Annotated in this window: 11 protein-coding genes; 1 reads left to right on the top strand and 10 read right to left on the bottom strand. The window is 72.3% G+C overall.

Features of this window, described 5'->3' with window-relative positions; all coding sequences use genetic code 11:
• On the top strand, positions 1-1,761 hold a 1,761-nt coding region (locus MNY60_RS21895), incomplete at its 5' end, for a PQQ-binding-like beta-propeller repeat protein (protein ID WP_242361869.1).
• A 45-nt stretch (positions 1,762-1,806) separates the two neighbouring features.
• On the opposite strand, the gene MNY60_RS21890 is transcribed toward MNY60_RS21895, so the two are convergent.
• From MNY60_RS21890 to MNY60_RS21845, 10 genes are all read right to left on the bottom strand, one after another.
• Positions 1,807-2,541 (bottom strand): metallophosphoesterase, encoded by a 735-nt coding sequence (locus MNY60_RS21890; RefSeq protein WP_242339039.1) that lies wholly within the window; start codon positions 2,539-2,541, stop codon positions 1,807-1,809.
• 56 nt (positions 2,542-2,597) lie between these two features.
• The gene (locus tag MNY60_RS21885; protein WP_242339041.1) at positions 2,598-3,539 is read right to left on the bottom strand and encodes a PfkB family carbohydrate kinase; all 942 of its coding nucleotides are present in this window, start codon (positions 3,537-3,539) and stop codon (positions 2,598-2,600) included.
• Between the two features lie 43 nt (positions 3,540-3,582).
• Complete coding sequence (gene rlmN / locus MNY60_RS21880) at positions 3,583-4,710, bottom strand: 23S rRNA (adenine(2503)-C(2))-methyltransferase RlmN (RefSeq protein WP_242339042.1); 1,128 nt, start codon at positions 4,708-4,710, stop codon at positions 3,583-3,585.
• Between the two features lie 12 nt (positions 4,711-4,722).
• The gene (locus MNY60_RS21875; RefSeq protein ID WP_242339043.1) at positions 4,723-6,087 is read right to left on the bottom strand and encodes a hemolysin family protein; all 1,365 of its coding nucleotides are present in this window, start codon (positions 6,085-6,087) and stop codon (positions 4,723-4,725) included.
• Positions 6,088-6,237: 150 nt separating this feature from the next.
• Positions 6,238-6,678: a nucleoside-diphosphate kinase gene (ndk, locus tag MNY60_RS21870; protein ID WP_242339044.1), complete on the bottom strand. Its 441-nt coding sequence runs from the start codon at positions 6,676-6,678 to the stop codon at positions 6,238-6,240.
• Between the two features lie 44 nt (positions 6,679-6,722).
• A complete protein-coding gene (gene sucD / locus MNY60_RS21865) occupies positions 6,723-7,742 on the bottom strand; it encodes a succinate--CoA ligase subunit alpha (protein ID WP_242339045.1) in 1,020 nt (339 codons plus the stop codon).
• A 42-nt stretch (positions 7,743-7,784) separates the two neighbouring features.
• Complete coding sequence (gene sucC, locus MNY60_RS21860) at positions 7,785-8,948, bottom strand: ADP-forming succinate--CoA ligase subunit beta (RefSeq protein ID WP_242339046.1); 1,164 nt, start codon at positions 8,946-8,948, stop codon at positions 7,785-7,787.
• Positions 8,949-9,270: 322 nt separating this feature from the next.
• On the bottom strand, positions 9,271-10,209 hold the full coding sequence (gene mdh / locus MNY60_RS21855; protein ID WP_242339047.1) for a malate dehydrogenase: 939 nt from the start codon (positions 10,207-10,209) through the stop codon (positions 9,271-9,273).
• A 36-nt stretch (positions 10,210-10,245) separates the two neighbouring features.
• A complete protein-coding gene (gene icd, locus MNY60_RS21850; protein ID WP_242339049.1) occupies positions 10,246-11,559 on the bottom strand; it encodes an NADP-dependent isocitrate dehydrogenase in 1,314 nt (437 codons plus the stop codon).
• Between the two features lie 112 nt (positions 11,560-11,671).
• Positions 11,672-12,379, bottom strand: a complete 708-nt coding sequence (locus MNY60_RS21845; RefSeq protein ID WP_242339052.1) for a carbohydrate deacetylase — start codon at positions 12,377-12,379, stop codon at positions 11,672-11,674.
• Positions 12,380-12,551 lie beyond the last annotated feature (172 nt).

Here is a 12,551-nt window from a genome sequence, read left to right as displayed (position 1 = left end):
GCGCCCGCGCCCCGCCCCCGCGGCGGTGGCCGGGCGCGCGCGTCCCGCTCCGCCGCGCCCGGCGGGAGGGTCACCTGCGAGCTCGAGCTCTCCGACGAGGAGGGACACCTCCTCGCCTACGAGGGGGGGCGGCCGGATCTGGGATCGCTGCTCGTCCCGGGCCGCCTCACGCTGCGCGGCGCCGACGGGACGCCGCTCGCCCTCGTCCCCGGGATCCCGTTCCTCGCGCTGCGCGACCTCGGGGCGGGCGTGGATCGCCTCCTCGCCGCGTTCCGCCGCGGCGAGCCCCGGTGCGAGATCGCCCTCGCGCGGCCGGGCCGCGGCGGCGTGACGACGCTCGTGCTGGATCTCCGGGAGGGCCAGCTCCTGCGCCCGGAGGGTCCCGCACCTTGCCCGCCGCTCGAGCTCGCCCGGGCGCTCGCCGAGGCCGCCGTGGAGCTCGGGCACCTCGCGCGCGCCCGAAACCCGCGGCAGGCGGAGAACGCGCACCTCGCGGATCTGGAGAGCGCAGCCGCGGAGCGGCTCGCTCACATCGAGGAGCTGGTCGAGGGCGATCGCCCGGCCGAGGCGAGCCCCGGCGCGGACCGGGTCCGCGCGCCGAGCGCGCGCGCGACGTCGCAGCGGCCGCTCGGGCCGGGCCAGCTGCGCCGCCTCGCGTTCCGGCGCGTCTTCCAGCTCGACGCCGGCGCCCCCGCCGGCCCCGGCCTGTACGTGCGCGGTGGCGTGGCGATCGCGGCGGGCGCGGCGGCGGTCGCCGCGGTCGAGCGGAGCACCGGCCGCGTCCTCTGGCGCGCCCCGGGCGCCGCCCACGCCGCGGCGCTGCCCGGGACGCTGCTCGTCTCGCGCGGCGGCGCGCTCGAGGCGCTCGCGCTCCGCACCGGCCGCCCGCTCTGGACGGAGCCCCTGCCCGGTCCCTCCGCGTTCACCGCGCTCTCCTTCGCGCACGGGCCGTTCCTCGTGGTCGGAGGTGGAGCGCTCACCGCGCTCGACCCCGCCACCGGACGGATCCTGTGGCGGCTCCTGCCGCCGGGCGCCGGACGGCTCTTCGCGGCGGCGTTCGGCGGCATCGTCGCGGTGGGAGCGGACACCGGGTTCGTCTACGGCGTGGACGGGACCGGACGCGTCGTGTGGCGCGTGCGGGGCCCCGGCCCGGTGGTGCGGCCCCCCGCGGCGCTCGCGGGGCTCGCGCTCGTCCTGTGCGCCGCCGACTCGGGCGTCGGCGCCGTCGCCCTCGCGCTCGATCCCGCGGGAGGCGCCCGACGCTGGGAGGCGCGCCTCGAGCTCGTCCCCTCGGGCCCGCCCATCGCGTGGGGGCGACGGCTCGCGATCGCGGGCGCGCTCGCGGGCGATCCCATCGTCGCGACGCTGGACGAGGGCGGGGCCCCGGCCTGGACGGTGGTGGCGCCGCTCGCCGGCCCTCCCACCATCGCGGCCGCGGGCGCGCTCCTCGTCGCGCGCGATCCCGCGGGAGGGGTCGTCGCCCTCGGGCGCGAAGGCACCGTGCGCTGGAGCCGTCCCCCGCCGGCCGGGGCGCCGGCGCCCTCGGGCGCCGTGCCGCCCGCGATCGCCCGGGGCACCGTCCTCGTCGCGGCGGACGGCGTCACCGCGCTCGACGCGCGCACGGGCGAGATCGTCGGCGCCATCCCGGGCGTCGCGCCCGCGCGCCTGGCGGTGGACGCCACGCTCGGGCTCGCGCTGATGGACGCGGACGGCCTCGCGACCGGCTACCGCGTCGCGACGCATCTCAGCCTGGTGGCGTGACGCTGCGGCGGGGCCGCTGGCCCGGGGCGGGGGCGCAGCCCCCCGCTACACACCGATGAACAGCCGCTTGCCGAAGTTGAGCGCGAGATCGGCGTCGAAGATCTTCTGGGCCGCCGACTCGACGTCGTACGGGACGCGGTGGAACTCGACCACCCGCTCGTCCGAGTCGTACAGCACGAACGACGCGCGGTTGTCGCAGTCGCGCGGCTGCCCGACCGAGCCGACGCTGATCACGTACTTGTAGCCGCGGCGGAGCCCGAAGCGCGGCGCCACGACCTCGGTCACGTCGCCCGCCGCGTTGAGCGCGAACGCCTTGCAGAGGTGCGAGTGCCCGAGGAAGTTCACGTCCGCCAGCGCGTCGAGGTGAGGCAAGAGCTCCCGCGCCTGCTCGATCGCGAAGACGTACTCGTACGCCTCGGGATCCACCGGGCTCGCGTGCGTGAACTGGGCGCTCTCGATCCGATGCGCGTACGGCAGGCCGCGCAGCCACTCGAGGTGATCGGGGTCGATCCGCGACGCGGTCCAGTCGAGCGCGTGTCGCGCCGCGTCGTAGTAGAAGCTGTAGTCCATCCGTCCGGCGACCGCGGCGTCGTGGTTGCCGAGCAGGGTCACCGCCGCGCGCTTCCGGACGAGCGCGCAGCACTCGTTGACGCTCGCCCCGTAGCCGACGACGTCCCCGAGGCAGATGATCGTGTCCGGCCGGAGCCTCTCGAGTGCCCCGAGCGTCTCGGTGAGCGCCTCGAGGTTCGAGTGGATGTCGGACAGGATGCCGATGCGCATGCGCGGGCGCGCCCCCCCGGACGCGTCGGGATGGTAGCCGCCGCGGCGAAGCGGCGTCAACCCAGGGACGCGCCGCCGAACAGGTCCAGCTCGAGGTCGTCGAAGTGAGCGAGGCGGCGCGCCTCCGCGTAGCGGGACAGGATCTCCGCCGGCTCGAGGGAGCGCAGCCGGTCGAGCGAGAACCGCTCGACCGTGAAGCTCGCGAGCACGCTCCCGAGCACGATCGCCCGCCGCATCGCGGCGTGATCCAGGCCGCCGTTCCGGGCGAGGTAGCCCATGAACCCGCCCGCGAAGCTGTCGCCCGCGCCGGTCGGATCGAACACGGAGGCGAGCGGGACCGCGCAGGCCGCGAAGACCTCCTCGCCCGAGAAGAAGAGCGCCCCGTACTCGCCGCGCTTCACGACGACGGCCTTCGGCCCGAACGAGAGGATCCGCCGCGCCGCCTTCACGACGTTGTGCTCCTCGGCGAGCTGGCGCGCCTCCGCGTCGTTCACGAACAGCAGGTCGACCCGGCGGAGCGTCTCGAGCAGGCTCTGGCGCTTCGAGGAGATCCAGAAGTTCATCGTGTCGCACGCCACGAACCGCGGGCCCCGGACCTGGTCGAGGACCGCGCGCTGCAGATCGGGGTCGATGTTCCCGAGGAACACGAACTCCGAGTCGCGGTAGTGCTCCGGCAGCTCGGGCCGGAACTCGGCGAACACGTTCAGCTGGGTGTCGAGCGTGTGCGCCGTGTTGAGGTCGAACTCGTACCGTCCCTTCCAGCGGAAGGTCCGCCCCGGCCGGCGCACGAGCCCGCCGAGGTCGATCCCGCGGGAGGCGAGGAACCGGACGTGCTCGTCCGGGAAGTCCTCCCCGACGACCGCGACCACCCGCGTCGGGCCGAAGAAGCTCGCGCACGTCGCGAAGTACGAGGCCGAGCCTCCGAGCACCTCCTCGCGGGCGCCGAACGGCGTCTCCAGGGAGTCGAGGGCGACCGAGCCGACGGCGAGCAGCGCCATGTCCACGCGACCTTTCCGCCGGCTGAGCCGGCCGGCCGCCTGATTAGCCCGCCACGGGCAGGCGGGTCAACGCCTGCGCGCGGCGCGGATCGCCGGGCCCGCCCTCCGCGGCGAGCTGTCCGCAGGCGGCGGAGATGTCGCGGCCGCGGTTCTTGCGCACGACGGCGGTCAGGTTCCGCGCGGCGAGCGCCTCCTGGAACGCGACGACGCGCTCGGGCGCGGGGGCGTGGAACGGCAGCCCGGGGTTCGCGTTGTAGGGGATGAGGTTCACCTTCGTCGGGATCCCGCGCACGAGGCCGACGAGCCGCGCCGCGTCCTCGAGCGAGTCGTTCACCCCGCCGAGGAGCACGTACTCGAACGTGATCCGGCGCCCGTTCCGGACCGGGAAGCTGCGGCACGCGTCGAGCAGCTGGGCGAGCGGGTAGCGCCGGTTGATCGGCATGATCGCGTCGCGCTGCGCGTCGGTCGTCGCGTTGAGGGAGACGGCGAGCTTCACCGGCGTCTCCTCGCCGAGCCTCCGCATCACCGGCACGAGGCCGCTCGTCGAGACCGTCACGTGGCGGTGCGAGAAGTTCGGGCCGTCCTCGGCGAGGAGGAGGTCGAGGGCGATCTTGAGGCTGCGGTAGTTCGCGAGCGGCTCGCCCATCCCCATGAACACGAGGTTCGTGAGGGGCCGCGGGCCCTCCCCCTCCCCGAGCTCGACGATGCGCCGGTTCGCCCGATGGACCTGGTCCACGATCTCGCCGGGCGTGAGGTTCCGCGCGAGGCCCATCGTGCCGGTGAGGCAGAAGGTGCAGCCGACCGCGCAGCCCGCCTGCGAGGAGACGCAGAGCGTCCGGCGATCCGGCTCCGGCAGGTACACGGACTCGATGAGCTTCCCGTCGTGGGTGCGCCAGGTCCACTTGATGGTCCCGTCGACCGAGCGCTGCTCGGTCGCCCGCTCGAGCGTCGTGAGCGTCGTGCGCTCGGAGAGCGCCGCGCGGAGCGCGCGCGGCACGTCCGAGAGCTCGTCGAGCGAGGCCGCGCCCTTCTGCTGCAGCCAGCGGAAGAGCTGGCGCGCCCGGAACGGACGCTCCCCGAGCGACGCCACGAGGGCGGTCAGGTGGTCGAGGGGCAACGATCGGAGGTCGGGCCGGGCCTCCGGCCGTTCGGGGTCGAGCAACGCGGTCATCGGGCCTCTCTTCTAAGCGCCGCTGGCCGCGTGCGCCGCGGGCTCCGTCGGCGCCTCGGGAGCCGCCGCGCGCCGGGCGATCTCGACGCGCGTCACGCGCCGCTCGTCGCCCGCCCGGACCGTGAAGGTGAGCCCGTCCCAGGCGACGATCGCGCCCACCGCGGGGACGCGCCCGGCCGTGGCGGTCACGAACCCGCCCAGCGTCTCGTAGTCCCCCTCCTCCGGGAAGCGCACCTCCGGCGGGCGCTCCTCCCCCGCGGCGGTGGCGGCCTCCTCGAGCCGCTCGTTCAGGTAGGCCTCGAGATCGTGCAGCGGGATCCCCGCCTCGGCGAGCCAGACGCCGGGCGCGATCGCCTTCACCGGCGCGGCCTCCACGTCGCCCTCGTCCTGGATCTCCCCCACGATCTCCTCGATGACGTCCTCGAGGGTGACGAGGCCGCTCGTCCCGCCGAACTCGTCCACCACGATCGCGAGGTGCGTGCGCCGGCGCTGCATCTCCTTGAGGAGCCGCGAGATCTTCATGCCCTCCGGCACGAAGAAGGCCGGCTTCACGCACCGCTCGAGCGAGATGGCGCGCGCCTGGCGGAGGTCCTGGATGATCTCGCGGACGAGGAGCACGCCGACGACGTTGTCGATCGAGCCCTCGTAGACGGGCATGCGGCTGTACGGGTTCTCGGTGACGATCCGGAAGAGCTCGTCCTGGGGCGCGTCCCGGTCGACCGCCACCATCCGGGTGCGCGGCACCATGATCTCCCGGGCGACGCGGTCGGCGAACTCGAGCACGCTGTTGAGGAGCTCCTCCTTCACCTCGTCGAGGACGCCCTCCCGCGTGCCCATTTCGATGAGGTACTCGATCTCCTCGCTCGTGACGCCCGGGCCGGTGGCTCCCTGCGCTCCGCCGAACAGGCGGAACAGCCCGCTCGTCGCCCGCGTGACGGCCGACGAGAGGGGCCACATGAGCCACGCGAGCGCCTTCACGAACGGGATGAGGGCGAGCGACACCTTGATCGGGTGCCGCTTCGCGAGGGTCTTCGGGATGATCTCGCCGAAGAACAGGATGACGATCGTGGCCACGGCCGTCGCCCCGGTGACGCCCGTGGCGTCGTTCCAGCCGGCGCGCGCGGCGAGCGTCGCGCCGATGGCGGCGGCGAGCGCGCCCGCGCCGATGTTCACGAGGGTGTTGCCGATGAGGAGCGTCGAGAGGATGCGCTCGGGGTGCGCGATCCAGACGCCGAGCATCCGGGCGCGCCGACCACCCGCGTCGCGGAGCTGCCGCGCGCGCGCGTCACCGAGCGCCGTCAGCGCCGTCTCGGTGCCGGAGCAGAACGCGGACGCGACGAGGAAGAAGATCCCGAGCAGCCACTTCCATGTCGGCACCGCATCCAAGCCCGCGTGCTCCTTTTGCCCTGAGAGACAGAGACGAGACCCGTCCGGGGGGGACGGGTTGAACTGATTGTAACCGGAAACGGCAATCGGGCCGGCACCCGATCGGGTACCGGCCCGACTAAACCTAACAACATCCGAACGTTAGACCTTCTTCCACGCGTACGAATGGATCGCGATCTCGGGGAAGAAGTAGCTCACCTCGACCTTCGCGTTCTCCGGGCTGTCCGACCCGTGGACGGTGTTCTTCTCGATGTCCGTGGCGAAGTCCTTGCGGATCGTGCCCGCCGCCGCCTTCGCCGGATCCGTCGCGCCCATGATCTCGCGGTTCTTCGCGACCGCGCCCTCGCCCTCGAGGACCATGAGGACGACGGGGCCGCTCGTCATGAACTTCACGAGATCGTTGAAGAAGGGACGCGCCTTGTGGACCGCGTAGAACCCCTCCGCCTCGCTGCGGGAGAGGTGCGCCAGCTTCATCGCCACGGGCTTCAGGCCGGACTTCTCGAACCGGGCGATGACCTGGCCGATGACGCCCTTCTCGACGCCGTCGGGCTTGATGATGGAGAGGGTGCGCTCGATCGCCATGTTGCGTTGCTCCTCGTGCTTCGATGGGTGATCGCGGGCGCGCCCTAGTCGCGCACCCGCTTCGCCGCCTTCCGGGCGGACTTGCCGCCGCGCTGGGAGGGGGCCGCGTTGCGGGACGCCGCCCCCTTGCGCGCCGGCGCCTGGGAGGACGCGCGCTTGCCCGCGGCGGCGGGCCGGTGCCGGCTCCGACGCTCGAGGGCCTCCTTCATCGCGCGGCCGAGCAGGTGCGGTCCTTCTACCACGTTGATCCCCGCCTCGCGCATCGCCGCGATCTTCGCCTCGGCGGTGCCGCTCCCGCCGGAGACGACGGCGCCGGCGTGGCCCATGCGCTTGCCGGGGGGGGCGGTGCGGCCGGCGATGAAGCCGACGACTGGCTTGGTCATGTGATCGCGCACGAACGCGGCCCCGCGCTCCTCCTCCGTGCCGCCGATCTCGCCGATCATGATCACCGCCTCGGTCTCCCCGTCCGCCTCGAACTCGCGCAGCACGTCGACGAAGTCGGTGCCGTGCACCGGGTCGCCGCCGATGCCGACCGCCGAGGACTGGCCGAGACCGAGGTCGGTGAGCTGCTTCACCGCCTCGTAGGTGAGCGTGCCGGAGCGCGAGACCACCCCGATCCGCCCGGGCCGGTGGATGTGTCCGGGCATGATGCCGATCTTGCACTGGCCCGGCGTGATGAGGCCCGGGCAGTTCGGCCCGACGAGGCGCGTCTGCGGGCGATCCGCGAGGTACCGCCGCACCCGGATCATGTCCAGGACCGGGATGCCCTCGGTGATCGCGATGACGAGCGGGATGCCCGCCTCCGACGACTCGATGACCGCGTCGGCCGCGAACGGCGGCGGCACGAAGATGACCGCCGCGTTGGCGCCGGTCTCCTGCACGGCCTCGTCGACGGTGTGGAAGATGGGGACCGTCCCCTGGAACTTGGTGCCGCCGCGGTTCGGCGTCACGCCGGCCACGACCCGCGTCCCGTAGTCGAGCATCTGCTCGGTGTGGAAGCTCCCGGCCGAGCCGGTGATGCCCTGCACCAGCACCCGGGTGTCTCGATCGACGTAGATGCTCACGCGCCCTCCGCGCCTTCGACCCGTATCGTTCGACTCGCCCCGCTACGCCGCCGCCGCCTGGACGACCTTGCGCGCGGCGTCGCCGAGATCGTCGGCGGGGATGATGTCGAGCTCGCTCTGGGCGAGGATCTCCTTGCCCAGCGCCACGTTCGTGCCCTCGAGCCGCACGACGAGCGGGATCGAGATGCCCACCTGCTTCGCCGCGGCCAGGATGCCGTTCGCGATGACGTCGCACTTCATGATGCCGCCGAAGATGTTGACGAGCACCGCCTTCACCTGCGGATCCGACAGGATGATCTTGAACGCGGCGGTGACCTTGTCCTCGTCGGCGCCGCCGCCGACGTCGAGGAAGTTCGCGGGCCGTCCGCCGGAGAGCTTGATGACGTCCATGGTGGCCATCGCGAGGCCGGCGCCGTTCACCATGCAGCCGATGTCGCCGTCGAGCGCGATGTACTGCAGGTCGTACTCCTTCGCCTGCGTCTCCTTGGGATCCTCCTCGTCGGGATCGCGCATCGCGGCGATGTCGGCGTGCCGGTAGAGCGCGTTGTCGTCGAAGTTCATCTTGGCGTCGAGCGCGAGCACCTCGCCCCCGACGGTGACGACGAGCGGGTTGATCTCGGCGAGCGACGCGTCCGTCGCGACGTAGGCGTTGTAGAGCCCCGTCGCGAAGCGCACGAACTGGCCGACCGAGTCGCCCGTCAGGCCGAGCCCGAAGGCGAGCCGGCGGGCCTGGAACGCCATGAGCCCGGTCAGCGGGTCCACCCACTCTCGGAGGATCTTCTCCGGGTGCTTCGCCGCCACCTCCTCGATGTCCACCCCGCCCTCGGTGGAGGCCATCACCGCGAGCCGGCCCACCTCGCGATCGAGGGTCATCCCGAGGTAGAGCTCCCGCGCGATCCGGCAGCCCTCCTCGATGTAGACCTTGCGGACCTCCTGCCCCTCCGGACCGGTCTGCGGGGTCTTCAGCATCATGCCGAGCATCGCCTCGGCGTGCTGCCGCGACTCCTCCGGAGAGCGCGCCAGGCGGACGCCGCCGCCCTTGCCCCGGCCTCCGGCGTGGATCTGCGCCTTCACGGCGCAGATGCCGCCGCCGAGCTGCCGTGCGGCGCCCTCGGCCTCGAGCGGCGTGACCGCGAGGTAGCCTCGGGGGACCGCGACCCCGAACTTCCTCAGGATGTCCTTCGCCTGGTATTCGTGGATCTTCACGGCGGGTTACTCCCTCGCCTCCGCGCGCGTCCGCCCTCGTTCGCCCGGCGTGCGCGCTCGGCACGTCCCGGCGCCGGAGGGCGTGAGCGGGATCGATTTGGGGCACTCCTCTACACAGATCCGGCGCTTCCCGCAGTGCTGGATTCCACCCCGGGCCCATCAGGGCCTGAGGACGCTCCCGCGCCTGCGGCGAGCCACCGCGCGGCGCGCGCTCGCCGGCGGCCACGGGTCGAGACCGCACCCGCGCGTGGCGCGCGGCGCGGGGACTTGGGAGGTGGGGGCGGCGCGGGCAGCGCCGGCCCCTCGGGACGCCCACCCGACGCTACAGCTTGGTCTCGGCGACCGACTTCTTCACGCTCTCGACGGACTTCGCGAGCATCCCCTTCTCCTCGTCGGAGAGGTCGAGCTCGACGACCCGCTCGACGCCCTTCGCGCCGATGACGACCGGCACGCCGAGGAACAGGTCCTTCACGCCGTACTGGCCCTCGAGGTAGGCGGAGCACGGGAGCACGCGCTTCTGGTCGCGCAGATACGCCTCCGCCATCGTGACCGCGCTCGCCGCCGGCGCGTAGAACGCGGAGCCGGTGCCGAGCAGCGCGACGATCTCGCCGCCGCCCTTGCGCGTGCGCTCTACGATCGCGTCGAGCTTGGCCTTGTCGAGGATCTTCGTGAGCGGGGTGCCGTTCACGGAGCAGTAGCGCACGAGCGGGACCATGTCGTCGCCGTGGCCGCCGAGCACCACGCCCGTCACGTCCTGCGGCGCCACGCCCGCCGCCTCGCCCACGAAGTACTGGAAGCGCGCCGTGTCGAGCACGCCCGCCATGCCGACCACCTTCTTCTTGTCGAAGCCGGTGACCTTCTGCATCGCGTACACCATCGAGTCGAGCGGGTTCGTCACGACGATGACGAACGCGTTCGGCGCGTTCTGCTTGATGCCCTGCGCGACCTTCGTGATCGCGTCGAGGTTCACCTTGAGCAGATCGTCCCGGCTCATGCCGGGCTTGCGCGGCACGCCGGCCGTCACGATGCAGACGTCGGCGCCCTGGATGATCGAGTAGTCGCTCGTGCCGCCGCCCGTGACGTCGACGTCGAACTTGAGGACGCCCCGGGTCTGCTGGAGGTCGAGCGCCTTGCCCTTCGCGACGCCCTCCATGATGTCGACGAGGACGACGTCGCCGAGGTTCCGCTGGCCGCAGAGCAGCGCCATCGTGCCGCCGATCTGACCGGCTCCGATGAGAGCGATCTTCTTACGAGCCGCCATGAATCTTCTCCCTTCCTGCGAAGAGGTACGAGGAAGCTACATGTGCTTGATGATCTCGTCGCCGAACTCCGAGCACTTCACCTCGACCGTGTCCGCCACGCCCTCGGCCTTCATGAGGCGCGCGAAGTCGTAGGTCACGCGGTGCGCCGCGATGGCCCCGTCCATGCCCTTGATGATGAGCTCCGCGGCCTCGTTCCACCCGAGGTGACGGAACATCATCTCGCCGGAGAGGATCACCGAGCCCGGGTTCACCTTGTCGAGGTCGGCGTACTTCGGCGCGGTGCCGTGGGTCGCCTCGAAGATGGCGTGGCCGGTCATGTAGTTCACGTTGCCGCCGGGGGCGATGCCGATGCCGCCGACCTGCGCCGCGAGCGCGTCCGACAGGTAGTCGCCGTTCAGGTTGAGGGTCGCGACGACGTCGAACTCGTCCGGGCGCGTGAGCACCTGCTGCAGCGTGATGTCCGCGATGGCGTCCTTCACGAGGAGCTTGCCGCCCTGGAGCGCCGCCTTCTGCTCGGCGTTCGCGGCCTCCTCTCCCTTCGAGGCCTTGGTCCGCTCCCACTGCTCCCAGGTGTAGACCTTGTCGGCGAACTCGCGCTCGGCGAGCGCGTAGCCGTAGTTCCGGAACGCGCCCTCCGTGAACTTCATGATGTTGCCCTTGTGCACGAAGGTGACGCTCCTGCGCTTCAGGCGGAGCGCGTACTCGATCGCGGCGCGGACGAGCCGCTCCGTTCCCTCCTTCGAGACGGGCTTGATCCCGAGGCCGGTGCTGCCGGGGAAGCGGATCTTCTTGAACTCCTTCGGGAACTCCTTCTCGAGGAAGGCGAGGAGCTTCTTCGCCTGCTCCGAGCCGGCCTCCCACTCGATCCCGGCGTAGATGTCCTCCGTGTTCTCGCGGAAGATCACCATGTCGACCTTGTCCGGGCGCTTCACCGGCGAGGGCACGCCCTTGAACCAGCGGACGGGCCGGAGGCAGACGTAGAGGTCGAGGAGCTGGCGGAGCGCGACGTTGAGCGAGCGGATGCCGCCGCCGATCGGCGTGGTGAGCGGTCCCTTGATGCCGATGAGGTACTCGCGGAACGCCTCGATGGTCTCGTCGGGCAGCCAGTTGTTGAACTTCGTGAACGCCTTCTCGCCGGCGTAGACCTCGGTCCAGGCGATCTTGCGCTTGCCGCCGTATGCCTTCTCGACCGCCGCGTCGAGCACGCGCTGGCTGGCGCGCCAGATGTCACGGCCCGTGCCGTCGCCCTCGATGAACGGGATGATCGGCCGGTCGGGGACGTTCAGCTTCCCGTTCACCAGCGTGATCTTGGCTCCATCCCTCGGCACAACGGGCTTAGCGTCGGGCATACGGTGGACCTCGCGTGTGGGGAAAACGTGGAGCCGGGTCTTATCACCCAGCCCAGGGGGAGTAAAGGCGCGCCATCGGCAAACGCCCCGGAAAATCGGTGGCTTACAGACTTCAGGAGTCGACGATCCGTGCGCCCTGGAGGGGTCCCGAACGGGCCCGCGCGGCCACTCCCGCGAAATTACTGCGCGTCGCGCAGGAGGCCTCCAGGGCGGTCCACGCGCGGGCGCTGCAGAGCGCGGCGAGCTCGATCTCGCGCTCCCGCCCGAACGAGGTCCGCGCGTGGAGCGGGGCGTAACCCGGGTGGGCCATGAGCTCCGTCGTGCCCTCGCCGAGGCTCGCGAGCGCGGCGACGAGCGCCTCCTCCGTCCAGGCGGGCCGGAGCGCGGCGTCCCCGAGGAATCGATCGGGAGTGACGACGCCGCGGGCGCGCAGGGCGTCGCGCATCCGTTCGTCGATGGCCCGCACCGGCAGGCCGCGCTCCCGCGCCAGGTCGGCGAATGCGTCGAGGACCGCGGGCGCCGCGTGCGCGTGCTTGTGGCTGTCGAGGTGCGTCGGCTCGGCCCCGCGGAGCTCCACGAACCGCGCGAGCTGCGCGCGGAGCGCCTCCTCCGCGGCGCCGCGCGACATGCCCGGATCCAGGACGGCGTGGAGGCCCACCCCCAGGGTGGCCGGGGCCGCCGCGAGCGCCGCGCGCGCGAACGGCGTGTCCACCATGGCCGTGGCGCTCGTGACGAGGCCGCGCGCGTGCGCCTCGAAGATGCCCCGGTCGATCTCGGGGTCGTACCCGAGGTCGTCGGCGTTGACGACGAGGAGCTTCAAGCTCCGGAAGCGTCGCCCCCGCGGGCGCGCCGGTCAAGCACGCAAGAGCGTGTCGGAACCCGCTCGCCGCGACGGGGCGAGCGCGAGCGCGGTCCCATTCGCGGGAGGGCCCCGCGCGAAGCGCGGGAGGGGCGAAGCCCCTCCGGCGGGGAACGGTCGCGAACCCGCGAAG

Origin of the sequence: Anaeromyxobacter sp. SG17 (assembly GCF_022690695.1) — a bacterium.
GTDB lineage: Bacteria > Myxococcota > Myxococcia > Myxococcales > Anaeromyxobacteraceae > Anaeromyxobacter > Anaeromyxobacter soli.
This window is presented reverse-complemented; position numbering and strand designations above follow the sequence as displayed.